At 36.5% G+C, this 15,844-nt stretch carries 12 protein-coding genes and 1 pseudogene; 7 read left to right on the top strand and 6 right to left on the bottom strand.

Annotated elements, in window-relative coordinates; all coding sequences use genetic code 11:
- Nucleotides 1–46: 46 nt before the first annotated feature.
- Nucleotides 47–2,287 (bottom strand): annotated as a pseudogene (locus K6119_RS14350) (sodium-translocating pyrophosphatase); the annotation flags it as partial.
- Nucleotides 2,288–2,552: 265 nt separating this feature from the next.
- Here K6119_RS14350 and K6119_RS14355 point away from each other — a divergent pair.
- The 3 genes from K6119_RS14355 to dusB all read left to right on the top strand — a co-directional run bounded on the left by K6119_RS14355 (nt 2,553) and on the right by dusB (nt 7,087).
- Entirely contained in the window at nt 2,553–4,988 is a 2,436-nt protein-coding gene (locus K6119_RS14355) for a PKD domain-containing protein (RefSeq protein ID WP_237828025.1), read from the top strand.
- A gap of 22 nt (nt 4,989–5,010) precedes the next feature.
- A complete protein-coding gene (locus K6119_RS14360) occupies nt 5,011–6,027 on the top strand; it encodes a PorP/SprF family type IX secretion system membrane protein (protein ID WP_221832794.1) in 1,017 nt (338 codons plus the stop codon).
- A 124-nt stretch (nt 6,028–6,151) separates the two neighbouring features.
- A complete protein-coding gene (dusB, locus tag K6119_RS14365) occupies nt 6,152–7,087 on the top strand; it encodes a tRNA dihydrouridine synthase DusB (protein WP_237828172.1) in 936 nt (311 codons plus the stop codon).
- Here dusB and K6119_RS14370 read toward each other — a convergent pair.
- Nucleotides 7,084–7,998, bottom strand: coding sequence for a DUF2279 domain-containing protein (locus K6119_RS14370; RefSeq protein ID WP_221832796.1), 915 nt, complete (start codon nt 7,996–7,998; stop codon nt 7,084–7,086). The two genes, dusB and K6119_RS14370, sit on opposite strands and share 4 nt — an antisense overlap.
- Before the next feature lie 102 nt (nt 7,999–8,100).
- Between K6119_RS14370 and K6119_RS14375 the strand changes: the two genes are divergently transcribed.
- Nucleotides 8,101–8,637 carry a hypothetical protein gene (locus K6119_RS14375; protein ID WP_221832797.1) on the top strand — a complete coding sequence of 179 codons (537 nt, stop codon included), beginning with the start codon at nt 8,101–8,103 and terminating at the stop codon, nt 8,635–8,637.
- A 3-nt stretch (nt 8,638–8,640) separates the two neighbouring features.
- Here K6119_RS14375 and K6119_RS14380 read toward each other — a convergent pair whose 3' ends face one another.
- Nucleotides 8,641–9,618 carry a pyruvate dehydrogenase complex E1 component subunit beta gene (locus K6119_RS14380; RefSeq protein WP_221832798.1) on the bottom strand — a complete coding sequence of 326 codons (978 nt, stop codon included), beginning with the start codon at nt 9,616–9,618 and terminating at the stop codon, nt 8,641–8,643.
- 184 nt (nt 9,619–9,802) lie between these two features.
- Here K6119_RS14380 and K6119_RS14385 point away from each other — a divergent pair, with 184 nt between their 5' ends.
- The 3 genes from K6119_RS14385 to K6119_RS14395 all read left to right on the top strand — a co-directional run bounded on the left by K6119_RS14385 (nt 9,803) and on the right by K6119_RS14395 (nt 13,375).
- Nucleotides 9,803–12,043, top strand: a complete 2,241-nt coding sequence (locus K6119_RS14385) for a peptidylprolyl isomerase (RefSeq protein WP_221832800.1) — start codon at nt 9,803–9,805, stop codon at nt 12,041–12,043.
- A 104-nt stretch (nt 12,044–12,147) separates the two neighbouring features.
- On the top strand, nt 12,148–12,657 hold the full coding sequence (locus K6119_RS14390; protein ID WP_221832802.1) for an acyl-CoA thioesterase: 510 nt from the start codon (nt 12,148–12,150) through the stop codon (nt 12,655–12,657).
- 13 nt (nt 12,658–12,670) lie between these two features.
- Entirely contained in the window at nt 12,671–13,375 is a 705-nt protein-coding gene (locus K6119_RS14395; RefSeq protein WP_221832804.1) for a hypothetical protein, read from the top strand.
- A 51-nt stretch (nt 13,376–13,426) separates the two neighbouring features.
- On the opposite strand, the gene K6119_RS14400 is transcribed toward K6119_RS14395, so the two are convergent.
- The 3 genes from K6119_RS14400 to rsgA are packed head-to-tail and all read right to left on the bottom strand — an operon-like array spanning nt 13,427 to nt 15,812.
- Nucleotides 13,427–14,392 (bottom strand): glycosyltransferase family 9 protein, encoded by a 966-nt coding sequence (locus K6119_RS14400; RefSeq protein ID WP_237828027.1) that lies wholly within the window; start codon nt 14,390–14,392, stop codon nt 13,427–13,429.
- 26 nt (nt 14,393–14,418) lie between these two features.
- Entirely contained in the window at nt 14,419–14,871 is a 453-nt protein-coding gene (dtd, locus tag K6119_RS14405; protein ID WP_221832808.1) for a D-aminoacyl-tRNA deacylase, read from the bottom strand.
- A complete protein-coding gene (gene rsgA / locus K6119_RS14410; protein ID WP_237828028.1) occupies nt 14,871–15,812 on the bottom strand; it encodes a ribosome small subunit-dependent GTPase A in 942 nt (313 codons plus the stop codon). The genes dtd and rsgA overlap by 1 nt, the downstream gene beginning before the upstream one ends.
- Nucleotides 15,813–15,844: the final 32 nt, after the last annotated feature.

Consider the following 15,844-nt stretch of genomic DNA (forward strand, 5'->3'; position numbering starts at 1 on the left):
CAGTTGCATCAAACACATCTGCTTGCGAAGTGTGAATTTCAGTTTCTTCAACAACTGTTTCATCTTCGTTTTGTCCGTGACCTCCATGATCATTTCCACTTAATTCACCCAAAATTGGAGCAATTACTAATCCAACTAAACAAGTAAGTTTGATTAGAATGTTCATTGAAGGACCAGAAGTATCTTTAAATGGATCACCAACAGTATCTCCAGTTACTGCAGCTTTGTGAGCTTCTGAACCTTTGTACGTCATTTCACCGTTGATTTCAACACCTGCTTCAAATGATTTTTTAGCGTTATCCCAAGCTCCACCAGCATTGTTTTGGAAAATAGCCCAAAGAACACCAGAAACAGCTACACCGGCCATATATCCTCCTAATACTTCAGCAGCTAATTTTCCACCTTCTTCACCACCCATGATAAGAGCGGTTCCTAAACCAATTAACAATGGGAATAAAATTGTGATAGCACCTGGTAACATCATTTCTTTTAATGCGGCTCTTGTAGAAATCTCAACGCATTTTCCGTATTCAGGTTTAGCTTCTCCTTCCATGATGCCTGGAATTTCTTTAAACTGACGTCTAACTTCCATTACCATAGCCATTGCAGCTTTACCTACAGATTTCATAGCTAATGCAGAGAATACTACAGGTACCATTCCACCAATAAATAATGCGGCTAAAACAGGAGCTTTAAAGATATTAATTCCATCAATCCCTGTAAATGTTACATAAGCAGCAAATAAAGCCAAAGCTGTCAATGCAGCAGAAGCAATAGCAAATCCTTTTCCAACAGCAGCTGTTGTGTTTCCTACTGAATCCAGGATATCTGTTCTTTCTCTAACTTCATCAGGTAATTCAGACATTTCAGCAACACCACCTGCATTATCTGCAATTGGTCCAAAAGCATCAATAGCTAATTGCATTGCCGTTGTTGCCATCATTGCAGAAGCCGCGATTGCTACACCATAGAAACCAGCTAATGCATATGATCCCCAAATAGCGGCAGCAAATAATAATACTGATGAGAAAGTAGAAATCATTCCAGTAGCTAAACCGGCAATGATATTAGTCGCAGCTCCAGTAGATGAGTTTTTTACAATATCTAAAACTGGTTTTTTACCTAAAGCAGTATAATATTCTGTGAAGTATGAAATCAAGTATCCCACCCCTAATCCTACTAAAGTAGCGAAGAATACATTTAAGCTTGGAATATCTTTAGTTCCTTCACCAAAGAATTTCATTCCTTTAATAGTTTCAGGAAGCATCCAGTCAATCAAGAAGAAAACAGCAATAGCCGTAAGGATGATTGATGAAATATTACCAACATTTAAAGCTCTTTGTACTTGAGCCTCTTTAGCGTTATTATCTTTAATCTTAATTAAGAAAGTTCCAATGATTGAAGCAATGATACCAACTCCTGCAATCATTACAGGTAATAAAATTGGCCCCATTCCTGAGAAAGCGTCATTTACTTGTCCTGCCTCATACATGTCTCTAATGATATAGTTTCCTAATACCATTGAAGCAAGTACGGTTGCAACATAAGATCCAAAAAGGTCAGCACCCATTCCGGCTACGTCACCTACGTTATCACCTACGTTATCAGCAATAGTTGCAGGGTTTCTAGGATCATCTTCTGGAATTCCAGCCTCAACTTTTCCTACCAAGTCAGCTCCTACGTCAGCCGCTTTAGTATAAATACCTCCACCAACTCTTGCAAATAAAGCAATTGATTCAGCTCCTAAAGAGAAACCGGCCAACGCCTCTAATACCATTGTCATTTCATTGTAAAAAGTTCCTTCACCAACGAAGAACATTTTTACAAAAACCATGAAGAATAAACTTAATCCAAGTACTGCTAATCCTGCAACACCTAATCCCATTACTGTTCCACCACCAAAAGACACCTTAAGTGCTTGTGGTAAAGAAGTTCTTGCAGCTTCAGTAGTTCTTGCGTTAGCTTCAGTAGCTACACGCATTCCTATGTTTCCCGCTAAAGCAGAGAAAACTGCACCAATAATGAAAGCTGGAACAATCATCCAGTGTGTTGTTTCAACAGAAACGGAGATTCCGAACAATGCTGCCGAAGCAACAACAACGAAAATCAATAATTTTTTATATTCTGCACTTAAAAACGCTAGAGCTCCCTCTTTAATGTTACGTGAGATTTCTTGCATCTTTTCATTACCAGGGCTTTGCTTTTTTACCCAGCTCATTTTAAAGAACATGAAAAGTAGTCCAAGTACCGAAATTATTATGGGAATCAGAATTAAGTTATTTTCCATAAGATATTCATTTCAAATTTTAGAGGGGCAAAAGTAGTTCATTAATTTAGATTGTGCAAATTTGGTATTATAATATGATAGGATAATGATTGTGCGGTGTTATAAAAAGCATAAATCTACTTTACCAAATAATCAATTTAATCACCCGATTACTAATAAAAATCAACTTTTAGTAATTTTAACGCGTCTACATGGATAAGTTTGCAGCTTAAAAGGCCTATTACTTTAATATATTGTTAATTTTAACGCGTCTAAAAACTATTACATGATGAAACATCTACTACTAGGTGTAATGGCAACCTTAAGTGCCGCCTTTTCCTGGTCTCAAACTGTTGTATACAGTGAAGATTTCACTTCTGGAGCAACTTGGGCCTTGAATACTGTTACTGGTGCTGAAGGTTCAAATCCAAATGTTTGGTATATCTCTTGTCAGGAGGATGGTCAAACGGCTGGTTCTTGTGGAACTGCTTGCGTAATCACTGATAATTCACTTCACGTGGGTGCAGATGCACTTGCAGGAGGAGATTTAGGGGCTGCTTATTTCGAAACTGGAGCAGGTATAACCAATACAGATCGTAGAGCCGAATCAGGAAACATAAGCACAGTAGGATTTACCAACCTTACCTTAAGTTTTGATATGATAGGTAATGGAGGAAATGCCAATGATTATTGTGAGTTAATGTATAGTACAGATGGTGGAGGTACATGGACTTCATTGGCTACACCGCTTACTTCTTTGTGTTGTGGTGGTATTGCATGTGATGGTTTTACTCAGGGATTATGGCAAAACAACACTTATGCTTTACCAGCCGCTTGTGAAAATATTGCTAACCTAAGAATAGGTTTTGTTTGGAAAAATTTAGATGATGGAATTGCAACTGACCCATCTTTTGCCGTAGATGATATTCAAATTACTACTCCGGCTACAGGAGCGCCGGCAGCTGATTTTACAGCTTCTTCTGTTTCAATTTGTGCAGGCAACTGTATTGATTTTACAGATGCAAGTACGTTGGGAACCAATCCTACTTGGTCATGGACTTTCAACGGATCAACAACGGCTAATTCAACCAGTCAAAATCCAACTGCGATATGTTATCCGGCACCTGGTTCATATCAGGTTTCGTTAACGGTTACAGATGATAATGGTACAGATACTGAAACAAAAGTGAGTTATATAACTGTAACAGCTTCAGCAAATGCAGGATCTAACGTGGCTCAAAATTTATGTAATAACACAACACTTGATTTAAATACAGTATTATCTGGTCAAGACGCTGGTGGAACTTGGACAGAAACATCAGGAACTCCTTCTGGTCAATTTACAGCTGGAACGGGTGTGTTGGATGGAAATGGACTAACGGCTGGAAACGTTTATACTTTTGAGTATACCGTTACTGGTACATCTCCTTGTCCTGATGCAACTGCCACTGTTACTATTACAATGACAAGTTGTACAGGAACTCCTCCTACAGCTGACTTTTCAACTACAAATACTACTATTTGTGCGGGAGATTGTATAGATTTTTCAGATTTGAGTACAGTTGGAACCAATCCTACATGGTCATGGACATTTACTGGAGCTCAAACAACTTCTTCTACATCTCAAAATCCAACAGGAATTTGTTATATAAATCCAGGGACTTATGACGTGTCATTGACCGTTACAGATGATGGAGGAAGTGATACGCAAACCATGACTACATATATTACAGTAAATCCTTCGCCAAGTGTTACTGCTAGTGCTAGCCCGGCTACTACTATTTGTACCGGTGAGCAAGTAACATTAACAGGAAGTGGTGCACAAACCTACACATGGGATAATGGAGTAACAGATGGAACGGCATTTACTCCAACAGCAACTACTACTTATACGGTAACAGGAACAGATGCCAATGGATGTACAAGAGATGCTGTTATTACAATTACAGTTGAAGCTTGTGATACACTCACTGCCGGATGGTCTGTTTCAAGCAACACTATTTGTTCTGGAGATTGTATAACATTTACGAATGAAACCACCGGAACTGTATCTTATTATGAATGGGATTTTGGTGGAGGAGGAATACCTAATACATCAAATAGTTCTAATCCAACGGTTTGTTTCCCTGGAGTTGGTAACTACACAGTTGAATTAACTGCTATTGGTGGTGGAGATACTTCAGTATTTACAGATGTAATAACGGTTTTAGGTAGCCCTAGTATTACTGCTCAACTTGATACGGTAATTGATCTAGGTGGTACTGCAGGATTATATTCTTACGGTTTTGGACAAGGAACTTATCATTGGGAACCATCTGATGTGGTGTTATGTGATACTTGTTCAAGTACAGAAGCTAATCCAATTTTAGATACTGATTTTATTGTAACATTTACAGATACAAACGGATGTTCTGTTACTGACACTGTATTGGTATTGGTAAACTTTATTGAGGCTATAAATGTACCTTCTGCTTTCTCACCTAACGGTGATGGAACCAATGATGTGCTTTATGTGAAAGGTTACGGAATTGAGAGGATGACATTGACCATTTATAATAGATACGGTCAAAAAATATTTGAATGCGACAATCAGGGTATTGGTTGGGATGGAACATTCTTGGGAAGAGAAGAAAATTCCGGCGTATTTGCATGGGTCCTCGAGTATAAGTTGTTTAATGGCACCACGGGAGTGCTCAAGGGAAATACAACCCTGATAAGGTAATAACACCCAAAATTCAAAAGTGATGAAAAAGTTAGGAATCGTTTTAGTTTGTGTTTTGTCGGTGTTAAAAGCAAATGCTCAACAAGACAAGCATTTTTCAATGTTCGCAGAATCTCCTGTGTACATGAATCCTGCTACAGCCGGATTTATGCCCGGTAAATTGCAATTATTTACCAATTTCAGAATGCAGTGGTTAACTGTATCGGATAATCCATACCGAACAATTTCTGCGGCCGCAGATACTAGAGTTTTGGACAACGGAAACTTTATGGGATTGGGTTTAACCTTTTACAATGATGTTGCAGGTGATGGTCAATATATGATTAATGAAGTTACCGTTCCGATTAATTATGCATTAGAAGTTGGTAAGAATAGCCATGTTGCGCTAGGTTTACAATTTGGGTGGTATTCTAGAACACTACAAAGTGCTGCTTTCACCTGGGATAACCAATGGACAGGTGCAAGTTTTAATACAGATTTGCCAAGTAATGAGGCCATTTTTGGACAAAATTTTAGCTCAAGCAAGTTTGACTTGTCTACTGGATTCCACTATTACGGACATGTTAAAGAAAATGTAAGAATTAGTTTAGGAGTTGCCGGACATCATTTAACGAAGCAAAAAATCAATTTCTATTCTGATGACGATAAGTTGTTTAGAAAGTTGACCATCCATGGACAGGCAGAAATCAAACAAATAGGAACAACACTTACAGTTTATCCTGCTTTTTATGGATTTTTACAAGGACCCAATATGGAGTTCACAATGGGGTCTAATTTTAGATTCTTGTTAAGAGACGCTTCAAGAACAACAGGTTATTTTAGTGAGACGGCATTATCGTTAGGAGCATATTATAGATTTGGTGATGCAGTTTTGGTAAATGCCATATTGGATTTGTCAGGACTTTCTATTGGTGCAGGTTATGACATCAATATTTCTGGCATGTCTAAAGCCACAAACTCAGTTGGTGGTTTTGAAGTTTTTATTAGATATAGAATGAAATTCGCCAAGAAAGGTTTAGGAAATCCTTCGATCCACTAAACTCTTCGAATAAAAAATATGAATCCCACTCATGCGAGTGGGATTTTTTTGTTCGTACCTTTGCACCGTGGGAATAAAAATTCGCGATATAGATTTAGGTGACTTTCCATTATTGTTGGCGCCAATGGAAGATGTTTCTGATCCGCCTTTTAGAGCTTTATGCAAAAGGTATGGTGCAGATATGATGTATACCGAGTTTATTTCATCTGAAGGTTTAATTAGAGATGCAGCAAAATCTGTTCAAAAGTTAGATATCTATGAATATGAGCGTCCAATTGGAATTCAAATTTTTGGCTCAGACATTGAAAGCATGAAAAAAACCACAGAAATTGTGGAGAAAACTAATCCGGATGTGATTGATATCAATTATGGATGTCCGGTTAAAAAAGTGGCATGTAAAGGAGCAGGAGCGGGGATCTTACAAGATATCCCAAAGATGGTTGAAATGACCAAAGAAATAGTGAATACTACCCATTTACCAGTTACAGTTAAAACGCGTTTAGGATGGGATGATAGTACCAAATACATTGTTGAGGTCGCAGAGAGATTACAAGATGTAGGGATTGAAGCCATATCTATACACGGAAGAACCAGAAAACAGATGTATAAAGGTGATGCAGATTGGTCTTTAATTGCAGAGGTAAAGAATAATCCCAGAATGAAAATACCTGTGTTTGGAAATGGGGACATTAATTCAGGTGAAAAAGCGGTTGAATACAGAGATAGATATGGAGTTGATGGAATTATGATAGGACGTGCTGCAATAGGTAATCCATGGGTCTTTAATGATATCAAACAATACATGAAGGATGAAACAATCAGACCATCTGCAAGTATTAAAGAGAGAGTGCAAGTAACAAAGGAACATCTTGACATGTCAATTGAATGGAAAGGGGAGATACTTGGAATCAACGAAATGAAAAGGCATTATGCCAATTACTTTAAAGGAATTCCAAACTTTAAAGAATACCGAATGAAATTGGTTACCTCAATGGATTTGCAAGAAGTGTATGATACGCTTGCAAAGATTGAATCTGAATTTGGTGCTGTTGAAATCTAGAAATAAAATGGCCTGAAACCTACTTTACCTTGTGAAAATTCTAGTGCAGGAAAAGGAACTTTAAAATAATTCAATCCTCTAAAAATCAGTTTTAGCCATCTTCTATCTGTAGGAATGGCCTCAAAATTTACATCAAAAGATAAAAAATACTGCTTATACGGCGTAAAGCTTTGAGAAGTAATACCATCCGTATAAACGAAAGTACCGCCATCACCAATCAGCTGATTATTGATGCTGTATCCAAGTGATAAATTAATCCATTCAGGAAATTTAGATTCCTTTTTAAACCAATAAATGGGGTTGAAACTCATCCAATAGGTTTGACCATTGTAGTCTTTTAACATTCTGCTTGTGGCATTGCTTCCCAGAACTTCAGGTCTATATTCAGCTAAACCGGAATGATGCGCAGAGAATTTGAATTGGACATATTGTTTATTAAAAAAATACTCTTGTCCCCAATATGTGACAGCTCCTAATGTATTATAACCCATATCTCCCCATGAAAACCCCCATTGTTCATTCGTTGCGTCCAACAATTCAAAAGTTGACATATATCCTAAACTTACTCCTGCTCCTATAATAGATGCCTTTTTATGATTAAGTCCGGACCATTCATATAAATCACCAACGAATCTCCCAACATGATGTGAGATGTACAGATGACCCATTTTGTCCATGTGCTGCCATTGTTGATTATCGTTAAAAACATGAAATCCTGTTTTAGGAAAATCTTTGTACCAAACAAAATACAAACCACCAATAGATCCTGTCCAAGAAGCAGCTCCAATTGCACTTACAGCAATTAGTCGTTTTTTATTTAGGGAGTCAGATGGTACTAAAAATTGAGCATTCAACTTTGATGCGTTGAAGCTGAATATGATTAAAAAAAGTATGAACCTAATCCCATTCATCTTGTACGAAAATACAGCTATTTAAGTAAATTAGTTAGATTGATTTTTGATTTGGTTAGATACATCTCCATATTGATCTTTTTTTGTTGTTCTCAAACCCTTTTGGCTAAAGAGGTCAATTACATTTATTTTAAGAAAAAACAATCAGAAAGAACATTCAAATTAAAGCTCCCTTTAAAATGTCGTATTTATCCATCAGATGAAGACAAAAGATTTGGTAAGATTGTCGATTACAATGACAGTATAATTCATTTTGAGTATAAAGATTATGACACATCACATGTGAGTGAGATTCTAAAAATAGACTCACTTGGTAGAAAAGAAAAGTATGATTTGGTTGATTCTTTGATTGAACATAGCAAAGTCATACAAAAAATCCCACACGAGAAAATCCTAAAAATTTCAGTTTTGTCAGGAAGCGATAACCTTAGCAGGGAAATTGGAATTTTGGTTGCATCATTGGGTGTTATGGCAAGTGCAACGGCCTTACTAATTAGCAGATCACAAAAAGTAGGTTCATCATGGGATTTGGCCAACTACCTGGAACTTTCAGGTATAGGAATTAGTGTAGGAGCAATGGCCATCCTATACAAACGCAATATCAATATGGAAAAATGGGAATTTCACATTCCCAAATGATAATTACTTATACATTACTGATTTGATAGCAGCAACGATTCTAGGAACGTTTGGTAAAGCTGCATCAATCAAGCTTGGGCTAAATGCAAAAGGAGTATCAGTTTGAGTTACTCTTTTTACAGGAGCATCAAGATAATCAAATGCATAATTTTGTAAGTGATATGCAATCTCAGAAGAAATTGAAGCCAAAGGCCATGATTCTTCAACAACAACACAACGATTAGTCTTTTTCACTGATTCAACAACAGCTGCATAATCAATTGGTCTGATAGTTCTCAAATCAATAATTTCACAAGAGATTCCTTCTTTTGCTAATTCATCAGCAGCTTTATGTGCTTCTTTGATGATTTTACCAAAACTTACAATTGTAACATCAGTTCCTTCTCTTTTTACATCTGCCACTCCAATAGGAATGATGTATTCGCCTTCAGGAATTTCTCCTTTATCACCATACATTTTTTCAGACTCTAAGAAAACTACCGGATCCTCATCTCTAATAGCAGATTTTAATAAACCTTTAGCGTCATAAGGAGTTGAAGGTGTGATAACTTTTAATCCCGGAACATGAGCATAAAAAGCTTCAAAACTTTGTGAGTGTGTTGCAGCTAGCTGACCTGCAGTTCCGTTCCCACCTCTAAATACAATTGGACAACCAACTTGTCCTCCAGACATTTGCAACATCTTTGCTGCTGAATTAATAATCTGGTCTGCAGCTAAAATGGCAAAGTTCCAAGTCATAAACTCAACGATTGGTCTCAAACCATTCATGGCTGCACCAACTCCAATTCCTGCGAAACCTAGCTCGGCAATTGGTGTGTCAATTACTCGTTTAGGTCCAAACTCATCTAACATTCCTTGAGATACTTTATAAGCTCCGTTATACTCGGCTACTTCTTCACCCATTAAGAATACGTTCTCATTGGCGCGCATCTCTTCAGACATTGCCTCTCTTAAGGCTTCACGAAATTGTACAGTTTTCATTTGCAAAAAAAAGTTTGCGCCAAAACTACGAAATATTGCATTTAATGCGCGATTTCATTCATACTTTTTAACGTCAATAAATTTTCCGGTAAATTTTCGCTTCTCCTATCTTTTATTTTTCAGGGATTAGGGTTATATTCGCACCCCCGTATAAATGTGTATGGGTTAAATTACATTTTTAGAGATGGCTATAATTGGTAAAATTCAAAAGAATTCAGTGCTTCTGCTAGTTGTTATCGGAGGTGCTATGTTGGCATTTATCTTTTCAGATAATTTCTCTGGAGGAGGAGGATCAGGTGAGATTCTTCCTTTAGGAACTGTTTATGACGAAGGAATTGACGAAGAAGAGTACGAGCAGTTAAGAACAGTTTATGTTGACAGAGAAATCAGTAGCGCAATGGAGCAAAATGGCGGAAATGCGATATCTGATGATCAAAGAAGACAAAAAGAACAACAAGCGGAAGATCAAGCATTCAATGAAGTAATCAGAAGAAACTTGATGAATCGTGAGTTTGATAAATTAGGTATTGTGTGTACTACTACTGAGTTAACTGACATGTTACATGGTAATCACATTCACCCTTGGGTAGAAGCAATTCCTATGTTTAGAGACAGAACCGGTCAATTTTCACGTGACTCTGTAAGAAACTATATGAGATTTTTAGGTCCTGAAAATGAGCCATTGGATAATCCTGATTTTAGAGAAGCATGGTTGCAAAGCGTTAAGCAATGGCAAGAATTCGAAAGAGAATTAATGGATACCAGAAAAGCAGATAAATATGTGACTTTGATTAAAAATGGTTTATTCGTTAACTCTTTAGAAGCTGAACATGACTATTACTCAAAAAGTGAAACAAGATCAATCAGATTTGTAGTTCAAAAATATACTGATATCCCTGATTCAACTGTTAACCTTACAGACGAAGATATTAAAGCATATTATGATGAGCACAAAGACGAAAAGCAATTTGAAATGCAAGAGTCTAGAGATGTTGATTACGTAACTTTTGAAGTAAAACCAACTGAGGATGACGTTCAAGATATTAAAGAGGAAATGACCTCTATGAAAGAGAAATTCGCTAAAACTGATGAGAACCTTAGTTTTATGATGAAAAACTCTTCAATCCAAACTGGTTGGGATACTATTGAATACAATAGAGGAACAACTGCATTTGGTCTTGCTAATCCACAATTTGGTATCCCTGGAACAATTACAGAAGAGGCTGATGACGCAGTACAAGAATCAAAAGTAGGTGATGTTATTGGACCATTTAGTGCAGTTGATCAAGGAACTGGAGATGATATCGTATATATTGCTAAAGTAACTAAGACCAGAACTGAAAAACAAGCTTGGGTAAGACACATCCTTATCCAAATAGATGCTACTAGATCTGAAGAAGAAGCAAAAGCAATGGCTGACAGTGTTATTGCTGAAATCAAAACTAACAGCAACTTCGTTGAAATGGTACAAAAAGTATCAGAAGATCCAGGATCAAAAGAAACTGGTGGTGAATACAAATGGTTTGCTGAAGGAAGAATGGTTCCTGAGTTTAATGATGCCTCATTTAACGGAGCTATTGGTCAATTACAATTAGTTAAAACTACTTATGGTTATCATATTGTTGAAGTTCTGGGAAGAGCGGAAAGAGTAATTCCTTCTTTGGCAGTTGTAACTAAGAAAGTAGAACCATCTGAAAATACAATCTTAGATAGAGAGCAAATGGTTTTTGACTTTATCTACAATGTAAATAATTCAGATAAAGATTCAGCTTTCTTTAACATTTCAAGTGACAGTGGTTTAACTGTTTTACATTCTAGAGTTTGGATTAACCAAAACTACATTAATGGAATGAACGACAACAAAAAAATGATGGGATTCCTTTTCAATAGAAATAGATTAGAAGGAGATATCTCAGATCCATTGTTTGACGGAGATAAATATGTTGTTGCTTATTTAACTAACATCATTGAAGAAGGTACACCTGAATTTGAAGATGTAAAAGAGCAAATGAGATTCCCTGCATTGAAAGACAAAAAAGCTGCAATGTATATGGATAAAATGGCCGGAAAAGAGAATCTTGAGCAAGTTGTTCAAGTAATGAATAAAGGTCAAATTTTGAATGCTCAGTTAACTTTCGGTGCAAATGTTATTGCCGGTGGTGGAGGAAATGAGCCTGAAGTAATTGGTTCTTTATTTAGAAGTGAATTACAAGAAGGATACATGACTGTTCCATTAAAAGGAAGAACTGGAGTTTACGTTTGTATTTTAGACAGAATTTCTCCTCCTGCTGAAACTTCTGATTACTCAGAGCAAACTGCTTATTTAACAAGTAGCAGAAGACAAACTGCAGATAACCTTGTTATCAGAGCTTTAAGAGAAGCTGCTGATGTACAGGATAACAGAAGAAAAAGAGAATATCAATAACAGTTGATTTATATCATTTGAGAATCCCTTTCCATTGATATGGAAGGGGATTTTTTTTAAGTCAACTTTGGGTCAATTTCAATTTTATTAAATTTAAAATCAGAATGAAAACAAAAACGCCAAAAGAAACCCTGGCAATCCAAACAAAAGTTGTGTTGCCTCACGAAACAAATTCGTTGGGAAAATTGTTCGGTGGAGCATTGTTAGCCTGGATGGATGAAATTGCAGCTGTTTCAGCTCATAGACATTCAAAAAGGGTAGTTGTTACTGCATCAATTAATAATGTTTCATTTGGTGAACCCATTGATTTAGGTGCAATTGTAACACTGGAAGCAAAGGTGTCGCGTGCTTTTTCATCTTCAATGGAAGTGTTTATTGATGTATTTGTGGAAGATAGATTAACTGGTGAGATGCGTAAATGCAATGAGGCGATTTATACCTTTGTTGCTGTTGATCAAAACGGCGGACCTATTAGCGTGCCTGAATTGGTTCCTGAAACCGAATTGGAAAAAGAAAGGTTTGATGCGGCATTGAGAAGACGTCAACTAAGTTTAGTTTTAGCCGGCAAACTAGATCCGCATGATGCTACAGAATTAAAATCAATTTTTATATAAATAAAACCCTGCTATGAAACGAATTTTTATTGCAATTATGGCTGTTTCTCTTTTCTCTTGTGGAGGAGAAGAAACAACAGAAAATGAGCACAACGAAACAACTAATGATCAAGAGCAAACTGAAGTTCAGGATGAAAGTCTTGATATGGAAATTGCGGATTTCAAGTACTTTGAAGACTACACAAAAATCCAAACAAGACAACAGTTGTATGAAATTTTTGGAGAAGACAATTTGGATGATGATACGGCCTGGTTTGGTGAAGGTACAACCATGTTTATGTGTACAGATTTAACGAACCCTGATAATGGATGGTTGATCAGATATGTATTTGATGAATTGCAAATAGACTCCGTTAGCTTTATTGAAACAAGGTTCCACAATTTTGATAGCGATTACAATGATTTAGGAACTCAAAAGGTTGAAGCAGAGAATGGATTGTATACAGGAATGCCTTTAGCAGAATTAGTAGAGTGGCAAGGCAACGATTTCGATTTCTCTGGATTTGGATGGGATTATGAAGGAGGAATCAGTTATGATCCTGATTCAAAATTAGGACAATCTAAAGTAATGGTTAGTTTAACATTGAATGTTACTGAACTGTTAGATGACAAATTCAATTCAATTTATGGAGATACAAAAATTAACTCTTCAGATGAATTGGCTAAAGAAGCTCCAATTGTGGTTGGTTATATGAGCTATTTCGTAAAGGAATACTAGAAAAAAATTGAAATACAATGGAAAAGCGTCCTTTATTAAAGGGCGTTTTTTTTATCCCTGTATATCTTTCACAATAGCTTTGGTGTCTTGTAGCATCATACAATTGAAATGTCCTTTAGGGCATCTATCATAGCCTATTTTAGAACAAGGTCTGCATTTTAATTCCACTTCATGAATACTAAAATTGGCTTCTTCGTTGGGGATATATGGAAACATGCCAAATGCCGGACTTGTGTTTCCCCATATTGAAACAATTTCTTTTTTAAACGCCGCAGCTATGTGCATTAAACCGGTGTCATGTGTGATTACTTTTTCTGATCTATCCAAAATAGAAGCGGATTGATGTAGATTTATTTTTCCAACCACATTGACGACATTTTCACAAACAGCTTCAATTTTACCTGCATTTTCAACATCTTCTGGCCCTCCAAGTATAACAACAGTTTTGTCCAAATGCTGAATGATTTCAATGATCTTTTCATTTGGAAGTCGCTTGGTTCCAAATTTGGCTCCAATAACAAATGAATAATACTTTCTGGGGATGTTGTAGTCAGCCAAACTGACCATCCATTTTTCAGGAATGAAGTAATCTAAGCCTGCATGATCATTTTTTACTCCCAATGGTTTTACTGCTTCAAAATACCTGTCAACAATGTGTTTAGATGGCATTTTATTTATTTTTAGTTTCGTCAACATCCACTTGTGCTTATTTAATTTAGGAAAGCTGGCAGATGGTCTTCTCAACTTGCTTTTCAACCTAAAACTTCTCAAGTTGTGATGTAAATCAACAATAAAATCAAATTTCTCTTCTTTTAAGGCTTTGGTGACTTCAGTAACCTCTTTATCTATGGTCCATAATTTATCAACGTATGGATTTACTTCAAACAATGAAGAATAACTTTTCTTAGTGATAAAATGTACTTCTGCATCCAGCTGTTTTTTAATACAGCGAATTACAGGTGTAGTTAAAACTATATCACCTATAGATGAGAACCGTATGATCAAAATTTTCTTCACCGATAACAAATGTAAGAAACCCTTGCTTACTCTTTGTTTTTTGTGTCTATGATAATTGTGACAGGACCGTCATTAACTAAGCTCACTTGCATATTAGCACCAAATTCTCCGGTTTGTACTTCTTTACCTAGTATCTCACTCATTTTTGAAATGAATTTTTCGTACAATGGGATGGCAACTTCTGGCTTGGCAGCTTTAATGTATGAAGGGCGATTGCCTTTTTTTGTTTTGGCGTATAAAGTGAATTGTGAAATCAATAAAATGCCTCCATCCACATCAGAGATGGATAAATTCATCAATCCATCATGATCTGAGAATATACGCAAGTTGTAAATTTTGTTTGCCAACCAATCAATGTCTTCTTGTGTGTCATCTTCAGCTATTCCTAACAGAATAACATATCCGACATCAATTTTTCCCATCACTTTGCTGTTGATGCTTACAGAAGCAGATGACGCTCTTTGAATAACAGCTTTCATTATTTGTAAATATCTTTGCGATAGGTTTCATCCTCATCCGCTTCCATCATTGTGACGTAATTGTAGTAACGCTCTGCAGATATTTCACCACTTTCTACACCTTCTTTTACTGCACATTGAGGTTCTTGCAAATGCTGGCAATTATTGAATTTGCAATCATGTATCACGGCTCTCATTTCAGGAAAGTAATGTGACAATTCACTTTTATCAAAATCAATCAAACCAAAAGCTTTAATTCCGGGTGTGTCAATGATAAATCCACCGGTTTTTAAAGGGTACATCTCTGCAAAAGTGGTGGTGTGTTGCCCGGCAAGATGAGACATACTGATTTTACCGGTTTTAAGATCTAAAGTACTGTCTAAGGTATTGATCAGTGTAGATTTTCCTACTCCTGAATGCCCACCAAACATTACTTTTTTACCTTTGATTTCTTCTCTTAAAAATGCAACTGATTGTTCGTTTTGTGCTGAGATAGTGAGACAACGATATCCAACATCTTTGTATATCTGCATAAAGTTCTCTAACACAACCAGGTCTTCTTCTTCATACAAATCTACTTTATTAAACAAAATAGTGACAGGTATGTGATAGGCTTCAGCTGTTACCAAAAATCTGTCAATGAATGCGGTATGAGTTTGTGGTGCCACCAATGTTACCAGTAAATAAACGTGGTCAATATTGGCTGCTAAAATGTGTGATCTTTTGCTGAGGTTGATTGATTTTCTGATGATGTAGTTTTTGCGAGGAAGAATTTCTTTAATGACACCATTGTCATTTTCTTCAATTTCAAACATTACTTCATCTCCAACAGCTACGGGATTGGTAGATTTAATTCCTTCAAGTCTCAGTTTACCTCTAATACGACAGTCTCTTTCTTTACCGTCTTCTTCCATTACACGGTACCAACTTCCTGTGGACTTTATGACAATTCCCTTTTTCAATCAGACGTAAAAATAGCATTTAATTAGAAGTG

This window comes from Paracrocinitomix mangrovi (assembly GCF_019740355.2).
GTDB lineage: Bacteria > Bacteroidota > Bacteroidia > Flavobacteriales_D > Crocinitomicaceae > Paracrocinitomix > Paracrocinitomix mangrovi.